This window comes from Flavobacteriales bacterium (assembly GCA_020635855.1).
Lineage (GTDB): Bacteria > Bacteroidota > Bacteroidia > JACJYZ01 > JACJYZ01 > JACJYZ01.
In genome coordinates, this window is sequence record JACJYZ010000002.1 from 1 (window position 1) to 17643 (window position 17643).

The following is a 17643-nucleotide window of genomic DNA, read 5'->3' on the forward strand; positions in this document are numbered from 1 at the left end:
TGCCATAATCCTCTTGTAAAACCAAAGTGAAGGACATCAATGAATATGCTTTTGCCAGTTCTTCGAATAACTCGAAGTGCTCACCTTCTCGGATGATTTGATCGAACAGAAAGCTTAGTACTCGATTCCCCTTTTCGGTATTAAAGTATATATATGTGGAATTTAAAAGCCTGTTAACTCGAATACGGGCTAGGTATTTTTTTGAAAAGCCACCTAGTTCATTTCGTGCATTCAAGCAAACATCTGAAACCTGAAGCTCAATTAAGCGACGGGTCAGCCAGTGCTTGAGGCTGCGGAAGCGTCCATCGCGATCATTGCCATACATAGCCTGGCAGTAATCGGTATCCGTCCAATTGTCCCCATGTTCAAGGGCAAGTTCAAGTAATTTCAGGGAGGTACTGTTCTCCGGACCAGGCTTTTTGGCCCGTTTGGTGGCGAATTGGGTGAGCCCCTTGCGCACGTTGTTGAGCTCTTTGGGGTTCATGGACTCGAGGATGGCGACGATCACTTTCATAGCTGAACGAATTTAAGATATCCACATCAAATTAACAAGAATAACATCGTCCTAATCGCTTGCCATTACTCGAATCTAACGGCCATATTCGATTTGTCCGTGTCTTTCGGCCGATCAAAGCTCTTCCTTTGAGTCACGAAACAATAGAATTTCTTTTAACCAAAAAACGGAGGGCAACATGAAAATTTGGTTCAGGGGATTCCTATGCGCCGGTCTGATGGCGATGGGCACCCTAACAATGGCTGCGGCACCCAGTGTGTCAAACCAGGAAGTAGAAAATTACATATTAATGAACACGCCCTATGCAGGTGTGGTGAAAATTGAAACGGACGGCATCAACAGGAAATTATGGGTGCAGGGCAAAAGCTCCCCGATTTACCTGGAAGTGGAGTGGAGTGACGAGTTTCAAAGTTTCTACATTGATCGTTGGGTTGAAGAAACACCCTATACGTCATCAATGAGTGCTCAACAATAATTACGGCCGGGTTGCAAACGGAGGTGCGACACGGCCAGCGGAAGAGGGCCCCGGTCATTGACCGGGGTACCCATCCGCAAATTGAAAAGATTGAATCCCTCTTTTGCGGGAAGGATGAGGCTCCTGTTCGCAGAGATGCGGCAGCGTGAGGTGGTTCCGTCCCCTGACTTGATACTGGGAAGTCAGGGGGCGAACCTCGCGGTTCGAAGCTGTAAGAAGAAATAGCAAGCTTGTCAGTAACGGAGGTATGATGAGCTTGTTCAGCCGGCCCCCGCCTGGTACTGGGAGGTGGGGGACGGCTACCTTATCTCCGGCAATGGCAATTGAAATCAGCGGGGGACCGATGGTCTTCCCGCTTTTTCGGCCCTTAGGAGTTCTAATTTTAATGGCAATTATCAGATGAATATGGTGCGCAAAAGTCTGATTTTTATGACCGTGGTAGCCGTCACTACCTCGTTCGTTTACACGTGGCAGAAAAATCTACGCAAACAATCCGTTATCGCCCTGGACGCCGGTCATGGGGGAGATGACGTCGGGGCTATTCTGCCCGGAGGCCTCAGCGAAAAAGAACTGACCCTTTCTTTTATCTGGCATCTGAAACAGGTGTGCGAAGCCCGTGGCATCAAGGTCATCATGACCCGTACACAGGATGAGGAGATGACACCTGCCGACCGAACATCCAAGGCATTGGAGGCCGACTTTTTCCTATCGCTGCATTTCAACTATTACGGACATGACCCCGAACGTTCCGGGGTGGAATGCTTCATCAGCAACCAGAATCCGTCATTTTCCGCTACACGTAAATGGAGTGATGACCTCATGTCCCGGCTGGGTCAACTGAAGGGATTGAAAATGAACGGCATTAAAAATGCCAATTCGTATATCCTCAAAACCAACCAGGTTCCGGCCATTGAACTCAACCTTGGAAATTTGTCTGAGCCGGATGAATATGCTTTTGTGACCAGCCCGGTGAAGCAATGGATCCTGTGTGACGAGATTGCGAAGTCTATCCTTGAAAACAAGCCGAAGCGTTCGTTTCTCAATTAATCGTTTCAGTGGAAAGTTCGCGGGCTTTGAGGAAAACAGGGTCGTCTTCCAGCAGTACCGGATAAAATCCCATTTCTCTCCAAATCTGGCGCCCGATGCCAGCCTTTACACGAAGGCTGATCCATTGGCCCGATTCTTCCCATCCGGTTCCGTTGTAGGGTACACCTTTTTCTGTGGTGTAGCGGATAAATTCGTCTTTCACGGCACCGGTCACCTGGAAGTTTAGTTTGAATGTTTCGGCCGTGTAGTTCTTTTCAAGTTCTTTCCGGTGTACGTCTGCATAGTGAAAACAGAACTGGTTGATGACGCCTTCGGTGATCAATTTGTTCAGGTAAGAACTGTACCCGGCCGTATCAACCGGAATGAAAATATCCGGTCGGATGCCACCACCACCGTACACCACCTTTCCTCCGGGTGTGGTGAATTTCTGGGTGGTGTCGGATGCAGGAATGCTGTCCTGTCCGCCGCCATGAATATCGGAACGGCTGTACAAGTCTTCATAATAGGCCTTGATGCCTTTGTTGTAGGGTCTCTGGATGCACCTGCCGGTGGGCGTGTAATACCGGGCGATGGTTAACCGGATGGCGGACCCATCGGGGAACCGGGATTCTTCCTGGACAAGTCCTTTCCCGAAACTGGTGCGCCCGATAATGGTTCCCCGGTCATTGTCCTGCACGGCGCCTGCCACGATCTCACTCGCGGAGGCCGATCCTTCATCGATCAAAATGATCAGGGGTTGTTTTTCAAAGCTTCCTCTGGCGGTGGCAAAGTAAGGTGTACGCGGACGGGCCTTACCTTCGGTATAAACGATCAGTTTATCGCGGGAAAGGAACTCATCACAAATCAGCGTGGCTGCATCCAGGTAACCTCCCGGATTGCCTCTCAGGTCAAGGATCAGCTGTTTCATTCCCTGAGGCTTCAGTTTGTCTACCGCTTCTATGAATTCGTCATACGTATTCCTGGCGAACCGGCTGATCTTGATGTAGCCTGTGTTGGCGTTCACCATAAAGGCGACATCCACGCTGTACAGGGGAATTTCGCCCCGGGTGATCGTGAAGGGGAGCAAATCCTTGTGTCCATGGCGGTAGATCTTCACTGACACTTTTGTTCCACCCTCACCGCGCAGCTTGTCCATCACATCCTGGTTGGTGATGCCCACGCCTGCGGCTTTCTTACCTTCTATGTCAACGATGCGGTCGCCCGGAAGAATGCCCAACAGGTCGGAAGGGCCGCCTGAGATGGGTGCCACAACCACAATGGTATCTTCCTGGATGTTGAATTCAATCCCGATGCCTTCAAAATTCCCTTCCAGCGGTTCGGAGGTAGCCGCCAGTTCGTCTGCAGGTATGTAGTAACAATGGGGATCCAGTTCGGAGAGCAGGTTGACAATGGATTCATCCATCAATTCGTCCATATCAACGGTGTCTACATATTCGCTCTGGATGTAGCGCAGGATCTGGCTCAGCTTGTCATAATGGCCCGTAATGGAGCGAATGGGGAGTACACCGTCTACCGGTCCGCTTTTGGGGAGGTAGGCGCCCAGGAAGATTCCCATGACCAATGCCACGGCAATAATAAGCGGAAGCCAGATGGATATGCGACGGTTCATTTCAATTCTTCGTTTAAAGGGATGAACCCGGCAGGCTGGTATTTTTCAACAGCTACACCGAAACGCTTGAGGAATTCTGCACCTTCATCGGCGGGGAGGCCTTTGTATTCGGCATATGAGTTCAGATACAACACTTTTCGGATGCCCATGGTATAGATGGTTCTGGCGCAGGAAAGACAGGGTGATAGCGTCACGTACAGGGTGGCATCTTCCAGCGACATTTTGTTGCGGGCGGCGTAAAGGATGGCATTCTCTTCGGCGTGAAGTGCCAGGTAGCAGGATCCTTTGAAGCTGGTGGCGCATCCGCCATCAGGCCATTCTTCGTCGCAATTGTGGGTGCCAGCCGGGGGGCCATTGTAGCCCAGGGAAACAATGCGTGTGTCTTTGGCCAATACCGCGCCCACTTTCATCTTCACACAGTGAGATCGGCCCGCCAGGTTCATGGCCAGTTCCATGTAGATATCATCAAAACTAGGTCTGTTCTTTTTCTCCGACGGCGACTCCATGCGACAAATTAAGCTTTTGAGAACACACAAAGGTGCAAATTTTTATGAGAGGAAGGGAAACGTTGAGCGGGGAAGATGCCGTTGGGAGGATGTAGCGAGGAAAGAGGTTGTACTTCCTCATCCTTCCAAACAGATCAGTGTACCGAAGGTGGGAATCGAACCCACACGATGTTGCCACCACTGGATTTTGAGTCCAGCGCGTCTACCAGTTCCGCCACTTCGGCAAATGTGCATTTTGTCAGGTACCCGGTACCTGATCCTAAGAACGGCTTGCAAAGGTAAATTCTTTGCGCAAATACGCAAGAACCAATCATTGCGGGTTGGCACAAACACGTAGACTTTTCGGAAGGCTCATGAGAAGGCTGGTTGGTGCGCTGTTTCGCGTCCGAATGAAATCCATTATAAAATATGGGGGAAATGGAGAAATTTTATACCTTTGCAGCCCTTTCCGCAAGGAGGGGTGAACGGGTAAATGTCCGGGAAAATATTGATTGTATGTCACAAACCGTGAAATTCTTTTCGTGTACCGCTACCAGGGACCTGGCTGCCGAGATTGCGGCTTGCTATGGTTCTCATCTGGGTGAGGTGTCGATGCTGCATTTCAGCGACGGGGAATTTCAGCCTTCATTCGAGGAAACGGTCAGGGGCAGTGATGTGTACATCATCCAATCCACCACACCTCCCGCAGATAATCTGTTGGAATTGCTGTTGTTGGTGGATGCAGCCAAACGCGCAAGCGCCCGGCATGTAATCGCCGTGATGCCTTATTTCGGTTACGCAAGGCAGGATCGCAAGGATAAGCCAAGGGTGTCGATCGGTGCCAAGCTGATCGCCAACCTGCTGTCAGCGGCCGGGGTGACACGTGTGGTTACCATGGACCTGCATGCCGATCAGATCCAGGGGTTTTTCGAAGTGCCGGTAGATCACATGTATGCATCCAGTATTTTCATTCCCTACATCGAAAGCCTGACCCTTCCCAACCTGATTTTTGCTACCCCCGATGCGGGTGGTACCAAACGTGCCAACATTTACGCCAAGTATTTCAATACCGACTTTGTGATCGGTTCCAAACTCAGAAAACGCGCCAACGAAGTTGATTCCATCACCATCATCGGAGATGTGAAGGGCAAAGATGTGATTCTGGTGGATGATATGATTGATACCGCCGGAACATTAACCACCGCCGCTAACCAGATCATCGAGGAAGGTGCTGCGAGTGTTCGGGCCATTTGTACCCATCCGATTCTGTCGGGTAAAGCATATGACAGGATCAGCGACTCTGCACTCACCGAGCTCATTGTTTGCAATACCATTCCGTTAAAACAGAATCATCCCAAGATCAAAGCCTTGTCGGTGGCCAACCTGTTTGCGGAAGTGATCCAGAAAATTCAGAACTTTGAATCCATAAGTCCCCATTTTATTTGCTAACAACACTAATATAGCAGTCATGAAATCAGTATCCATCACCGGAGCCCTGCGGGAGAATAAAGGAACCAGCGATGCCAAAAAGGTTCGCAGGGAAGGGAAAGTGCCTTGTGTCCTCTACGGAGGTGCCGAACAGGTACATTTTCTTGCCGACACGCGGGATTTTAAACAGCTGATCTATACGCCGGAAGTACACCAGGTTAAGGTGAATCTGAACGGTAAGGAATACAACACCCTGTTGAAAGACGTGCAATACCATCCGGTAACGGATGCTGTTATTCATGCGGATTTCCTGGAACTGGCCGACGACAAGGCGGTATCTACGGCCATTCCGGTAAAGGTGACAGGTAATGCACCCGGTGTAATTGCCGGCGGTAAGTTGCAGCAGAAATTGAGAAAGGTGAAAGTGAAGGCGTTGCCGGGTCAGTTGCCGGATTTTGTTCACGTGGACATTTCAAAAATGCAGATCGGTGATTCGATCAAGGCAGGTGCCCTGGCTATTGACAACGTGGAAATCCTTGATAGCCCCAATGCCGTTGTGGTAGCTGTGAAGACTTCACGTGCCGCAGCTTCAGCCAAAGATGCAGCAGCTGGTGCCGCACCAGAAGCAGCCAAGGAAGGAGAAGCAGCAGCAGAAGGCGAAGGCAAACCTGCAGAAGGCGAAAACAAGGAGTAAAACAGTCCAACTTTATATTGAACGGGAGACCCATTACGGTCTCCCGTTCCCATTTTGAGCTTATCGGGCCGTGGAAAAATTCCTGATCGTAGGTTTGGGTAATCCGGGTAAAGAATACCAGGATACCCGTCATAACATCGGATTCTGGGCGCTGGACCAGCTGGCGGAGGCCCATGATGCGCCATTTACATCCGGCCGTTTGGCAGATGTTTCCACGTTCAGGTTAAAAGGCAAAAGTTTCCTACTAATCAAGCCTACCACTTACATGAATCTGAGCGGGAAGGCAGTTGCGTATTGGATGCAAAAGGAAAACATCGATCCCCTTCACGTATTGGTGGTGGTGGACGACCTCGCTTTGCCACCCGGTATCTTGCGGTTGCGCGGTCAGGGAAGTGACGGCGGCCACAATGGTTTGAAAAGCATCACCGCAAGCTTGGGGACAAACAGCTATGCACGTCTACGCATGGGTATCGGTAACGATTTTTCCAAGGGTGGCCAGGTGGATTATGTCTTGGGTCAGTGGACTGACCAGGAAAAACCCCTCATCAAAGCATCCTGCAAGCGTGCCGGAGAGGCCATCACCGCCTTCGCATTGGCCGGACTCCCGGTGGCCATGAATCAGTTCAACGGTTGATCCCGTTTCTTCCTTATTCCGGATAAAGAATTGCAGCAACTTACACATGTAGGATTGCGCAAGTGTTGTTCCCCTTTTGCTTGGATGGCCGGCCTAGTTTTGCCATCAAAAAAGCCATGAAAAAACCAATGCACACATTCACGCTCTTATTGATCTGTTTCTTTGCCATCCCGTATGCACATGCCCAACAGTTGGTGTTGTCGGAGGACTTCACCACGTATGAGGGAACGGAAGCCACGTTGCCTGCGGGCTGGTTCGCCAGCCGGAACGGCATGTATTCATCCGCTTCATCCTGCGGAGCCAGCGGACCCAATTCGTTCAAGTTTGATGGGGATGGAACCTTGCTTGTCTTTCCACGATTTGAGGTGGCGGATTCACTGTCATTCTGGATCAAAGGCAACAGTCTCGACAGCCTTTCCGTGCTGTATGTCAACACAAGCGCCGACAGTCTTTCGTGGGAGACGATGGATACAGTGATCCTTTATCCAACCAGGGACAGCATCATGCAATACCGGATGCCGGGCGGGATGCATTATGTCAACCTGACCTACGTTAAGTCCAAAGGCAACCTGGCATTGGACGACATCCGCATGTACGGTTATTTCACCGGTGGCGGGCATGTACCCGGTCCACATCCGGCGGCCATTTGTCAGATGTACAATGGGGTTCATCTTTCCGGACCGGTCAATGCAAAAGGTGACGTAAGGGTGTATGACCTTTCAGGAAGATGCATCCGCGTGTGGAAAGACCAGCCAGCCGGAAGCAATCTCTCGTTTGATGGCCTGTCTTCGGGCATCTGGATGGTGGTTTGGAACACCCCGTCACCGGCAAGACGAATGTGCCTGGTGCCCTAGATCAGTCCGCGGAGCTTTTCCTCCACGCTGAGCGCTTTTCCGATGTAGCTGCTCAACTGGTTGATGGGAACACGCTCCTGTTGCATGGAATCCCTTTCTCTGACGGTCACAGCCTGATCCGATAGCGTGTCGTGATCGATCGTTACGCAGAAAGGGGTTCCCACTGCATCCTGGCGACGGTAACGCCTGCCGATCGCATCCTTTTCATCGTACCTGCAGTTGTGCTGGAGCTGGAGTTCGGCCATGATCTTTCGGGCCACTTCCGGCAGACCGTCTTTCTTCACCAGCGGCAAAACAGCCACCTTTACAGGTGCAAGGAATGCAGGAATGCGAAGCACGGTGCGCACGTCGCTCTTATCCCCTGTTCCCACCTCTTCTTCAGCAAAAGCATTGCACATTACGGTCAGGAACAAGCGATCAACCCCAACAGATGTTTCCACCACATACGGTACGTAGTTCTGGTTCAACTCAGGATCGAAGTACTGGAGCTTCTTGCCAGAGAACTTCTGATGATTGCCCAGGTCGAAATCCGTGCGGGAGTGAATACCCTCCACTTCCTTGAATCCAAAGGGAAACTGGTATTCAATGTCCACCGCTGCATTGGCGTAGTGGGCAAGCTTATCGTGTACGTGAAACTGATAGTTATCGGGATTGCCACCCAGCGAAAGGTGCCATTTCAGCCGCTTGTCGCGCCAGTGCTCATACCATTCCATTTCTTCCCCGGGGCGAACGAAGAACTGCATCTCCATCTGCTCAAACTCCCGCATGCGCATGATGAACTGGCGCGCCACGATCTCGTTTCGGAATGCTTTACCGATTTGCGCGATCCCGAACGGAACCTTCATCCGTGCCGATTTCTGCACATTCAGGAAATTGACGAAAATACCCTGGGCCGTTTCCGGCCTGAGGTAGATCTTATCGGCACCTTCGGCAGTGGATCCCATCTGGGTGGAGAACATCAGGTTGAATTGACGCACTTCCGTCCAGTTCTTCGAACCCGATTCCGGGCACGCAATTTCATGCGATACGATCAGGTCATGCAAACCCTTCAGGTCATCTTTTTCCAAACAGGCCACAAATTCAGTATGCAGCTGCCCCGCTTTTTCTGTTTTGCCCTTGCCCTGGTACTGGGCAATCTTGTTTTCGATCAGCTCATCCGCACGGTACCTCTTTTTCGAATCCTTGTTATCAATCATCGGATCGTTGAACCCGCCAACGTGACCGGAAGCTTCCCAGATCTTCGGGTGCATGAAGATGGCGGAGTCTACACCTACCACATTCTCATGCAGGTGTACCATGGCCTTCCACCAATAATTTTTCAGGTTGTTTTTTAATTCAACTCCGTACGGACCATAGTCATACACGGCACCCAGTCCATCGTAAATCTCACTGGAAGGAAATACAAATCCGTATTCCCTGGCATGGGAAACAATCTTCTTGAATTGATCGGCACCGTTTTTCATACTTCATGTGTTGATGCCCGCATGGCTCACTCCGCCACATATGCGGGCTTGTTCTTTAGCAAGCGCAAAAGTAAGGATATTCGATAAACAGCTCCCGGAATTGCGTTAATATTGCAACATGATAGTGATCGATTCCACCCTGGTTTCCGAAGAGCTCCTGGAAACCCGGTTCCATTGTGATCTGGGCAAATGCCACGGAGAATGTTGTGTACAGGGAGATGCCGGAGCACCGCTGGATGCTTCCGAAATTCCCATACTGGAAGAGGTGTATGATGATGTCAAACCCTACATGGCCGAAAAGGGCATTGCGGCGGTTGACAAGCAGGGTGTTGCTGTTCAGGACAACCACGGCGAATGGGTGACACCGCTGGTGGAGAACAAGGAGTGTGCGTTCGTGGTGTTCGAAAAGGGCATCGCCATTTGCGCCATAGAAAAGGCATTCCGCGACGGGAAGGTCACCTTCCGCAAACCTGTTTCCTGTCACCTTTACCCGGTACGGATCACGCGCTCCGGTGTATATGATCACCTGAACTACCATGAATGGGACATCTGCAAACCGGCGCTGTCGTGCGGCAAGAAAAAAGGGATGCCGGTATTTCGCTTTGTGAAGGATGCTTTGATAAGGAAGTACGGCGAAGATTGGTACGGGCGACTGGAATGGGCGGCCGATAATTACAAAGGATGACGGTAGTTTGTAGTTTGTAGTTTCTGGTTTGTGGTTGGTCGCAGAAGTTAATGCGCGAGGCCTTTTCGAACATCGAAAAACGAACCACGGGCATCGAACACCCGCTGTGTTCGGCCCATTAAAAATTAATTACATTTGTATGAAGTCATCCCAAAACGGACCTTATGACCGAACAAACACCGAACGAAGGCAAGGAGATCAAAAATGAGCTGAAGTTTAAGGCTCCTCCACCCGCCACTCCCGCCAAGCAACCGTCTACAGCGGTTAACATGCCGAAGAAAGAAGAAAAGGAAAAGAAGAGCAAGCTTCTTCTGATCCTGTTGTTGCTGTTTGCACTCGGGTCGGGTGGACTAGGTTGGTTGTTGTTCGACCAGACCAAGAAAACCGAAGTGGCTGTTGAGACCAGCAATCGCCTGGAGGAAGAAAAAGCAAAAGTTGAAGCAGATCTTCAGAAGAAGATCGATGAACTGACGGAGCTTACGGCCAAATATGGTGAAGCTGATAGCGATCGTGCCAAGTTAAAAGCCGATCTGGAAGCTGCGCTGGCTGACCTGAAAAAGTACAAAGCAACTGCTTCAAGGGTGTATAAAGCACAAGCGGCTGCCAAAGATGCTGAGAACAGGTACAACATGCTGAAGATGAAATACGATAGCCTCAGCACCGCCCACATGCAGCTGACGGCAGACTTCAACACCAGTCAGACCCAGTTGACCGAAGCCAACAACCAGAACAGCCAACTGACGCAAAAGAATGATCAGCTGACCCAAACCGTTCACACCGGCCAGGCGCTCGTGGCATACAACGTTCAGGCCAATGGAATCCAGGTAAAGAAAAGCGGAAAAGAGCGGGTGCGCGACAAGGCCGGCAAGGCCAACAAGATTGAGGCTTGTTTCATGCTGGGCAAAAATGCCATCGCCGAAACGGGTACGAAATCTCTCTACCTGCGCATCGAGACGCCGGACGGAGTGGTGCTTGCCAGTGGCACGGAAAGCAACCAGTTCACCGCAGGCGGCAAGCAGATGATGTATACTTCCATGAAGGAGTTGAACTACACCGGGGATGCCGAAGACATTTGCATGAGCTTCAAACTTCCTGACGGATCCGAGTTCAAGGCCGGACAATACCAGGTTGAGATTTACTGTGAAGAGAACAAGATCGGTGAAAGCACGCTGAACCTGGAGTAGCAGGAATCCTGAAAAATGAAAATACCCTGGCGGAAGGTCTATACACCTTCCGCTTTTTTTTACCCGTCTCCTTCGGTGCGCTCAGAACTTTTCGACTTGCGACCCAATGCGCGGAAGTTGTAAGTGAAGGTGAGTAGTCCGTACCTGCCCAGTGTTTCCACCTGTTGCTCTTCGATGTAGTTCACGTCGCTGGTGCGTGTGATTCCCGTGTTCCGGTTGAGGATGTCAATCACCGCCAGCTTCAGTTCACCTTTGTCGTTCTTCAGGAATTTCTTGCTGAGGCTTGCACCCAGGATCGGAACCTGTTGGGTAACGGAAAACGCATCACCCGTGTACACGGTATAGGCCAGATTGCTTTCCACGCGCCAGGTTTTCAGGAAGTCTACATCGGCATTTGCAAAGTACTTGTTGGTGAGGAAACGCTGGTTGAAGTTGTCGTTGATCTCGTAATAGGTGAGATTTTGTGTGATGCGCACCCCTCCTTCGAGGTCGAGTTTTCCTTTCTTCAGATTCTCCACACTCACCTCATACCCGTTGGTGAACCGGTTAAGGTTGTCTTGCCGGGTGTTCACAAACTGGATGTTGTGGGTGTACATCAGGTTGCTGCTCAGGTTGAGCTTGGCTTTGATGTATTTGACCGGCATGCTGTACGACAGATAGCCGTTGGTATTGAAATACTGATCCACATTTACCGGTTGCGTCACTTGCCGGAAGTATTGGTCTACGTTCACTGCATTGGTGATCTTGTTACCCGTATAGGTAGCCTGCAGGTTGGCAAAGAAACTGGTGAAGTTGAACTGACTGAAAGCCATGTAGCGCATCGACAGGGTTTGGGAGTATTCCGCTTTCAGGTATGGATTACCCATGTAGATGTTCAGGGGGTTGCTGTTGTCGGTCACGGGCTGAAGCTGATCCACCGATGGCTCGTTGATCTGTGTTCTGTACCGAATGTTGAGCCGTTTTGAGTTGTTGAACCGATATCCGAAATTGACAGAAGGAAGCAGGCTCCGGAATTCTTTACTCACCGTGGCTTTGGTATTCGTTACTTCTCCTTTCAGAAAGGCGTATTGGGCATCCACCCCTGCAGAGAAATTGTATTGGGTGCGGTTGAGCATGTAATTCACACCTCCCCGGTTGTAGAAGAAATCACTGTTGAACTCATTGCTTAACATCGGGTTCAGGATTTCCTGGTAATAAGGTTGGTTGTACAGGTCGTAAAACCGCTTGGTGCTGATATCGGTCTTGCGGTTGTGGTCGCCGGTGACTTGCAGGTAACGGCGGTTGCCCAACGGTTCGGTGTAGGTGAGTTTGCCACCATAGGTTTGTTGCTGTGTAATGCTCTGCTGGTTTTGCCAGATCGTGTCATTTAACCACGATCCCAGCGAATCCACATAGTAACCGTTGTGACTGAGCAACTCCCCGTTGCTATCTCCTTTGCGGCCGGAGTAGGTCAGTTCGGTCACCAGCGTGCGGCCGTCTTTCTTCAGTTTCTTCCGATGGGTTACACCGAGGTTTCCGTTCAGATCATTGCCGCGGCTGTTGTTGTCGTTGGTTGTGAGTGCAACCGGAACGTCGTTCAGGGTGTAGTTGCGGATGTAGGTTTCGGCGTTTGATTTCCCGTCATTGTACTTGAGGGCACCTCGCACCTGCAAGTCGGCGGTGGAATCGAACTCGTGTTTCAGCAGCATGGAAATCCTGTGATTGCCGCTGCGCTGGTCCGACGAGGCTTGCTCGTTGGATGTGTATTGGTTTGTTTCCGCAAAGCTTTGCTTGTAGGTGGTCTGGTCGGCGTTGCCGTTGATGCCGTTGTAAAAATAACTCAGGTTGAGGTCGGTGTTTTTGCTGAAGTGATGATTGAAATTAACCCCTCCTGCCTGTGTGTTGATGTAGCCGTTCCCGATACCTTGGGCCACGGGAATGTCGGCACGGGTGAAGGCCCGTCCGCCACCGCCCCGCATCAGGTTGCCCAGGCCACCCATGAAGTTGATGTAGTCGCGGGCTGAGAATCCTTGTTCGTTCGTGTTGTTTGCCATTCCGATGAAGGAGGTTTGCGTTTCTTTTGTGAAGCGGTGCAGGTTGAGTTTGCCCTGGTAACGTTCTTCCGTTCCGCCGCCTGCCATTGCATTTCCGAAGTAGCCGTTTTTGCGTCCTTCCTTGAGCATGAGGTTGATTACTTTCTGGCGTTCGCCGTCGTCCACACCGGTGAACTCCGACACATCCGACATCTTATCATACACCTGTACCTTGGCGATGGCATCCGCCGGCAGGTTTTTGGTGGCTACCTTGGGGTCATCCCCAAAGAATTCCTTTCCATCCACCAATACCTTCTTTACTTCTTCGCCTTGGGCCTTAACGGTTCCGTCTTCATCCACTTCCACGCCAGGAAGCTTTTTAAGGAGTTTTTCAACGGCGTCATTGGCCTTGGGTTTGAACGAGGCGGCGTTGTACTCCACCGTGTCTTCCTTGAACAGGATGGGGATGCGCTGCCCTTCGATGGTGGTGGATCCCAGCATGATCTTGTCTTCCGCCAGCACCAACATGCCCAAGTCGGTGGTTTCCTTTTCACCCTTCACATCCAGCTGACGGGAGGTGCTCTTGTAGCCCAGGTAAGAGATCTGCATGATGTAATGCCCGGGATCCACCCCTTTGAGGGTGAAGGCACCTGCATTGTCTGTAATGGTGAATTTGAGCAGGGTGGAGTCCTTGCCGTCAAGCAGTACCACGGTGCTTGATGGAAGCGCCTTCCCGGAAGAGTCGGTAACAGCGCCGTTCAGGTCGGTTCTTTGTTGTGCGAAGAGGGAGGAAACGCCCAGTGTAGTCAGCAGGAGCGCGATATGCAAAATCTTTTTCATGCCAGGGACGATCAGTATCAATGCATCATCATGCGCATTCCGCCTCGTTCACCGCCGTACATCTCACGCATTTCTTTCATCTTTTCCTTCACGAGTTCCGTGAATTCTTCTTCGGTTACTTCCTTGCCTTTGTCGGGTTCGTGGAAGGAAGCCTCATCCACCGGTTCGAAGGTGACCTTGGTGGCCTGAACCTGGTATCTCTTTTCCACATTGAGCTTCAGGATGAGTCCGGGCAGTTGTCCGAATCCCACCGGACCTGCCGATACGGGAATCTGCGGACAGAACCAGGCCTCCACCTGGAGTGTATCTTTCATGGATGTTGCCTTTTGACACAGGTAGCCGGCAATGGTGTCAGATTCGGGTGTGAGCTTCCATTTCTGGTCTTTCATATCCATCTTCACGAGAAACAGTTTTCCCATAAAATCCTGTTGGGAAACCGCCCTGCCTTCGGCGAGGTTCTGGTACACCTCCAGCTTGGGTCGCATCATGCCCCTTCGTGTGGCGCCACTGCTGCCGTCAAGTTCTTTGGGCTCCGTGGGATCTTCGTATGCTTTGTAGTATGATTGGGTGGGGGTGAAGGTGAGCACCTTTTGTGATTTCTGCATTTCCTTCATGCGTGCGATGATGGCATCGGCACCTTCCACGCCATCCATCCGTTCGCGGATGCGTTGGGCGCGGGCTTCAATGTCCATGTCCAGGGTTTCCTGGTACATCACCTTGCCTTCGTGTGGTTGGGCCATGCCAAGCACGGGCAGGAACATCAGAATGAGCAGGCTTTGTTTCATGGCTTTGTGGTTCCGGTTCGGACAAAAGCTACGCTGCTTTCTCCGGCAAAATTACCGTGAAGATAGGTGGTTACGCGTCGCCAGTCCAGAAGTAGTTGAATAATTTTTGTTCATGTGCACCGGGCAGGTAAACACATGGGTTATTCTTTGGGTAGATGCAGGGAAACCGGCAAGGTTTAATGCCATTTTCAAATTATCTCATTGGCGCATCATCCGATTGTTTTTCTGAAGCGGAGGGTTCATCGTTCTTTCCAACTGCCTTCGGCTTGCCCGGCTAGGTGGCAGGCGTTCCGGCGTTGTGGACTCATCACAGGAGAAAAGAAAGAGAAATAATGATTGTACAGGTGAGCGAGCATGTTGAACCACATAGGCACATAGCGCACATGGCCGGGTGGGTATCCTTATATGTCCTATGTACCTATGTGGTTCATTTCGTCTGCCCGGAGAAAGTGATGTACAGACTTACATCTCCCGTGATCCGTGCCTTTTTCACAGTAAGTTTGCCGGGATCGAAAAACTCGTCGGATTAACCCCTTGCCCTATGAATGCCTCCGTGAATCTGATATATTTGTATGACCACATACTCGTCATGCGCACCACCGAACTTAAATCCCATCTGCACGACTTCATTGACAAAATCAATGACGAACGTTTTCTGAGGGTGGTGCATGCCATGATGAAAGCCTTCACCAACGAAGAGGAGCCTTCTCCCGAAGAAAAGAAACTGATCGATGAGCGTCTGGAACATTTCAATAACCATCCGGATGAGGTGGAAAATTGGGATGATCTCTACCGCCGCCTGCGCGGGGATCGCAAGTAAATGTACACGGTTGATTTTACCACCCTTGCCGCTGCGGATGTACGGCATGCGTGCGCTTGGAATAGAGAGCAACAATCAGGTCTTGAAGAACTTTGCCTGAGGGCGCTTCACACCCGTATCATTGAAATTGCACGTCATCCTGAGGCTTGCCAGGTAAGATACCGGGATGTCCGAAAGGCCATTGTTAAAAGGTTTCCCTATGCAGTGTACTACAAGCTTTCCACCCGGCATCGCATGGTGGTCATTGCGGTGCAGCACATGCAACAGGATGAAGGAAAGTGGAAAAGAAGGAAAAGGTGAAATGAACTTTTTAACCACATAGGCACATAGATCACATAGCCGGATAACCTTTATGCGCTATGTACCTATGTGGTTCATTTTGTCTGCCCGGAGAAAGTGATGTTCAGACTTACATCCGGAGCAAACAAAAAGTCTTTTTACCCTATCCTTGCAATGAATTCTGTATCTTTAATCATCTTGACACCGATGCCATGAGCACTTCAGAACTGAAAACTTCTATCGTCCAACTGTTGCAAACCACAGGGGACAATAGGGTATTGCGTGTTGTACATGATATCCTCTTGTCCGGTAAGGAAGGCAAAGCTTTCAAACTGTCCCAATCGCAGGAACAGGAGTTGGACAAAAGGCGGGCAGACCATAAAGCTGGTCGGTCCCGGTCCTACACATGGGAGGAAGTCAGGAAGAATGTCCGATCCCGTAAATGAGCCTTGGGCTCGTTATCACAGAGGAGGCACAAAAAGACATTCGTAACATCTATCTGTATTACGAAGACATCCTGGAAGGTTTGGGAGAACGGTTCATGGATGCGGTAGAGAACTGCATGCACCAAATAGTAGACAACCCGCGCATGTTTCAGGTGAGAAAACACAATTGCCGGTTCGGTCGGTTGGCGGTATTTCCTTACGTGGTCATATATGAATGGGAGGCGACGGGTATCGTAGTGTATGCGGTGTTCAGTACACGCAGGAGGCCATCCGGCTGGAGGAAGCGGTTGAGGTGATGCCCACCACCCTCTGTCTGCAACAGATATTCATTCGTACAAACAAAAAAAGGCACCGGTTTCCCGATACCTCTTTTTTGCGGGGATCTTTTTACGAAAGCCTCTTGTAGCCAGGCCGCATCATTCCAAACCACGTAAGGCTTTCAATCCCCAATTCCCCTCCTGGTTCATTAATAATAAATAAACTAGGAATTATGAAAAGAACGATTCACACAAGTGTACGCTTGTTTGTATCTCTTTACAACCGGAAATGTGCGAGTGGTTCCTCAGAATAAATAAACGGCAGGAAATGGCGGATGAACGGAAAGACCCTTTGGTGTAGCGGGTTTCAGGATGAGATTCGCTCCAGGAATTCGGCCTTTTTGCGGCGGGAGACCTCCACTTCTGATCCGTCGCTCATGATCACATAACCGCCCTCTCCCTTGATGTACCTGGACACATGCTCCAGGTTGATCAGGTGCGAACGGTGGATGCGCACGAAGTTCTCCTCGGCCAGCATGTCTTCATAATCCCCCAACGTTTTGGTGGCCACGATGCGCTTGCCGCCTTTGAGGATGATGTAGGTATAGTTACCGTCGGATTCGCAGCGGATGATGTCGCTCAGTCCGATGAACGTCATGCCGTCACCTTCGGGCACAACGATTTTCTTCAGGCGTGATTCATTACCCAGGTTGGCCAACAGTGTGCTGAACCGCTCGTCACTGATCGAATGGTCCTTGCGGCCCAGGCAGCGGCGCACCGCATCCCGCAGGTCGTCGGCGTCAATCGGTTTCAGGATGTAATCCATCGCGCTGAACCGAATGGCCTTGATCGCATACTGAATGTATGCGGTGGTGAAGATCACGTCGAAGGTTTTTGCATTCACCTTTTGCAACAGGTCGAAACCGGTGCCGTCGTGCATCTCGATGTCGAGGAACACCAGCTCGGGTTTGACGTCCTGGATCAACTTTACGCCGTCCTGAACGCCGGTGGCCATGCCTGCCAGCTCCACTTCCGGACAATACTTCTCAACCAGTTTCTTCAATACATCTGCGCTCTTCTGTTCGTCTTCAACGATGATGGCGCGGGATTTTACGGACGTGCTCATGGCGCT

At 50.8% G+C, this 17643-nt stretch carries 18 protein-coding genes and 1 tRNA gene; 11 read left to right on the forward strand and 8 right to left on the reverse strand.

Translation table 11 applies throughout. The features are described from left to right. The coding region (locus H6585_00010) for a hypothetical protein (GenBank protein MCB9446708.1) at positions 1 to 514 on the reverse strand (514 nt) is incomplete at its 3' end. Between the two features lie 178 nt (positions 515 to 692). Between H6585_00010 and H6585_00015 the strand changes: the two genes are divergently transcribed. Both H6585_00015 and H6585_00020 read left to right on the forward strand, forming a co-directional pair. Further along, entirely contained in the window at positions 693 to 989 is a 297-nt protein-coding gene (locus H6585_00015) for a hypothetical protein (protein MCB9446709.1), read from the forward strand. Positions 990 to 1418: 429 nt separating this feature from the next. Further along, on the forward strand, positions 1419 to 2036 hold the full coding sequence (locus tag H6585_00020) for an N-acetylmuramoyl-L-alanine amidase (GenBank protein ID MCB9446710.1): 618 nt from the start codon (positions 1419 to 1421) through the stop codon (positions 2034 to 2036). Here the strand turns inward: H6585_00020 and H6585_00025 are convergent. From H6585_00025 to H6585_00035, 3 genes are all read right to left on the reverse strand, one after another. After that, positions 2029 to 3645 carry a S41 family peptidase gene (locus tag H6585_00025; GenBank protein MCB9446711.1) on the reverse strand — a complete coding sequence of 539 codons (1617 nt, stop codon included), beginning with the start codon at positions 3643 to 3645 and terminating at the stop codon, positions 2029 to 2031. The two genes, H6585_00020 and H6585_00025, sit on opposite strands and share 8 nt — an antisense overlap. Then, entirely contained in the window at positions 3642 to 4151 is a 510-nt protein-coding gene (locus H6585_00030; protein MCB9446712.1) for a dCMP deaminase family protein, read from the reverse strand. The genes H6585_00025 and H6585_00030 overlap by 4 nt, the downstream gene beginning before the upstream one ends. Before the next feature lie 140 nt (positions 4152 to 4291). Continuing rightward, positions 4292 to 4375: transfer RNA gene (locus H6585_00035), tRNA-Leu, on the reverse strand. Between the two features lie 271 nt (positions 4376 to 4646). Here H6585_00035 and H6585_00040 point away from each other — a divergent pair. The 4 genes from H6585_00040 (at position 4647) to H6585_00055 (ending at position 7740) form a co-directional block, all read left to right on the forward strand. Then, positions 4647 to 5579 carry a ribose-phosphate pyrophosphokinase gene (locus tag H6585_00040; protein ID MCB9446713.1) on the forward strand — a complete coding sequence of 311 codons (933 nt, stop codon included), beginning with the start codon at positions 4647 to 4649 and terminating at the stop codon, positions 5577 to 5579. A gap of 19 nt (positions 5580 to 5598) precedes the next feature. Beyond that, on the forward strand, positions 5599 to 6252 hold the full coding sequence (locus H6585_00045) for a 50S ribosomal protein L25/general stress protein Ctc (GenBank protein MCB9446714.1): 654 nt from the start codon (positions 5599 to 5601) through the stop codon (positions 6250 to 6252). A gap of 70 nt (positions 6253 to 6322) precedes the next feature. Continuing rightward, positions 6323 to 6886: an aminoacyl-tRNA hydrolase gene (locus H6585_00050; GenBank protein MCB9446715.1), complete on the forward strand. Its 564-nt coding sequence runs from the start codon at positions 6323 to 6325 to the stop codon at positions 6884 to 6886. 116 nt (positions 6887 to 7002) lie between these two features. Further along, positions 7003 to 7740, forward strand: a complete 738-nt coding sequence (locus tag H6585_00055; GenBank protein MCB9446716.1) for a hypothetical protein — start codon at positions 7003 to 7005, stop codon at positions 7738 to 7740. Here H6585_00055 and H6585_00060 read toward each other — a convergent pair. Continuing rightward, positions 7737 to 9203, reverse strand: a complete 1467-nt coding sequence (locus tag H6585_00060) for a glycine--tRNA ligase (GenBank protein ID MCB9446717.1) — start codon at positions 9201 to 9203, stop codon at positions 7737 to 7739. The two genes, H6585_00055 and H6585_00060, sit on opposite strands and share 4 nt — an antisense overlap. Positions 9204 to 9321: 118 nt before the next feature. Here H6585_00060 and H6585_00065 point away from each other — a divergent pair, with 118 nt between their 5' ends. Together H6585_00065 and H6585_00070 are read left to right on the forward strand one after the other, a co-directional pair. Continuing rightward, complete coding sequence (locus H6585_00065) at positions 9322 to 9888, forward strand: DUF3109 family protein (protein ID MCB9446718.1); 567 nt, start codon at positions 9322 to 9324, stop codon at positions 9886 to 9888. 164 nt (positions 9889 to 10052) lie between these two features. After that, positions 10053 to 11072 (forward strand): hypothetical protein, encoded by a 1020-nt coding sequence (locus H6585_00070; GenBank protein ID MCB9446719.1) that lies wholly within the window; start codon positions 10053 to 10055, stop codon positions 11070 to 11072. A 59-nt stretch (positions 11073 to 11131) separates the two neighbouring features. Here H6585_00070 and H6585_00075 read toward each other — a convergent pair whose 3' ends face one another. Together H6585_00075 and H6585_00080 are read right to left on the reverse strand one after the other, a co-directional pair. Then, positions 11132 to 13924: a TonB-dependent receptor gene (locus H6585_00075; GenBank protein ID MCB9446720.1), complete on the reverse strand. Its 2793-nt coding sequence runs from the start codon at positions 13922 to 13924 to the stop codon at positions 11132 to 11134. Between the two features lie 17 nt (positions 13925 to 13941). Beyond that, a complete protein-coding gene (locus H6585_00080) occupies positions 13942 to 14709 on the reverse strand; it encodes a GLPGLI family protein (protein ID MCB9446721.1) in 768 nt (255 codons plus the stop codon). Positions 14710 to 15250: 541 nt separating this feature from the next. Here H6585_00080 and H6585_00085 point away from each other — a divergent pair. The 3 genes from H6585_00085 to H6585_00095 all read left to right on the forward strand — a co-directional run bounded on the left by H6585_00085 (position 15251) and on the right by H6585_00095 (position 16550). Then, positions 15251 to 15529 carry a hypothetical protein gene (locus tag H6585_00085; protein ID MCB9446722.1) on the forward strand — a complete coding sequence of 93 codons (279 nt, stop codon included), beginning with the start codon at positions 15251 to 15253 and terminating at the stop codon, positions 15527 to 15529. Between the two features lie 491 nt (positions 15530 to 16020). Further along, positions 16021 to 16254, forward strand: coding sequence for an addiction module protein (locus tag H6585_00090; protein MCB9446723.1), 234 nt, complete (start codon positions 16021 to 16023; stop codon positions 16252 to 16254). Next, positions 16251 to 16550: a type II toxin-antitoxin system RelE/ParE family toxin gene (locus tag H6585_00095; protein MCB9446724.1), complete on the forward strand. Its 300-nt coding sequence runs from the start codon at positions 16251 to 16253 to the stop codon at positions 16548 to 16550. Before H6585_00090 ends, H6585_00095 begins: the two co-directional genes overlap by 4 nt. Positions 16551 to 16878: 328 nt before the next feature. Here H6585_00095 and H6585_00100 read toward each other — a convergent pair whose 3' ends face one another. Then, positions 16879 to 17637, reverse strand: a complete 759-nt coding sequence (locus H6585_00100; GenBank protein MCB9446725.1) for a response regulator transcription factor — start codon at positions 17635 to 17637, stop codon at positions 16879 to 16881. Positions 17638 to 17643 lie beyond the last annotated feature (6 nt).

Bases quoted from the DNA above. Each gene is read 5' to 3' on its own strand.
- H6585_00015 (MCB9446709.1), top strand. From the start codon at position 693: ATGAAAATTTGGTTCAGGGGATTCCTATGCGCCGGTCTGATGGCGATG.
- H6585_00020 (MCB9446710.1), top strand. From the start codon at position 1,419: ATGACCGTGGTAGCCGTCACTACCTCGTTCGTTTACACGTGGCAGAAA.
- H6585_00025 (MCB9446711.1), bottom strand. From the start codon at position 3,645: ATGAACCGTCGCATATCCATCTGGCTTCCGCTTATTATTGCCGTGGCA.
- H6585_00030 (MCB9446712.1), bottom strand. From the start codon at position 4,151: ATGGAGTCGCCGTCGGAGAAAAAGAACAGACCTAGTTTTGATGATATC.
- H6585_00040 (MCB9446713.1), top strand. From the start codon at position 4,647: ATGTCACAAACCGTGAAATTCTTTTCGTGTACCGCTACCAGGGACCTG.
- H6585_00045 (MCB9446714.1), top strand. From the start codon at position 5,599: ATGAAATCAGTATCCATCACCGGAGCCCTGCGGGAGAATAAAGGAACC.
- H6585_00055 (MCB9446716.1), top strand. From the start codon at position 7,003: ATGAAAAAACCAATGCACACATTCACGCTCTTATTGATCTGTTTCTTT.
- H6585_00060 (MCB9446717.1), bottom strand. From the start codon at position 9,203: ATGAAAAACGGTGCCGATCAATTCAAGAAGATTGTTTCCCATGCCAGG.
- H6585_00065 (MCB9446718.1), top strand. From the start codon at position 9,322: ATGATAGTGATCGATTCCACCCTGGTTTCCGAAGAGCTCCTGGAAACC.
- H6585_00070 (MCB9446719.1), top strand. From the start codon at position 10,053: ATGACCGAACAAACACCGAACGAAGGCAAGGAGATCAAAAATGAGCTG.
- H6585_00075 (MCB9446720.1), bottom strand. From the start codon at position 13,924: ATGAAAAAGATTTTGCATATCGCGCTCCTGCTGACTACACTGGGCGTT.
- H6585_00080 (MCB9446721.1), bottom strand. From the start codon at position 14,709: ATGAAACAAAGCCTGCTCATTCTGATGTTCCTGCCCGTGCTTGGCATG.
- H6585_00085 (MCB9446722.1), top strand. From the start codon at position 15,251: ATGAATGCCTCCGTGAATCTGATATATTTGTATGACCACATACTCGTC.
- H6585_00090 (MCB9446723.1), top strand. From the start codon at position 16,021: ATGAGCACTTCAGAACTGAAAACTTCTATCGTCCAACTGTTGCAAACC.
- H6585_00095 (MCB9446724.1), top strand. From the start codon at position 16,251: ATGAGCCTTGGGCTCGTTATCACAGAGGAGGCACAAAAAGACATTCGT.
- H6585_00100 (MCB9446725.1), bottom strand. From the start codon at position 17,637: ATGAGCACGTCCGTAAAATCCCGCGCCATCATCGTTGAAGACGAACAG.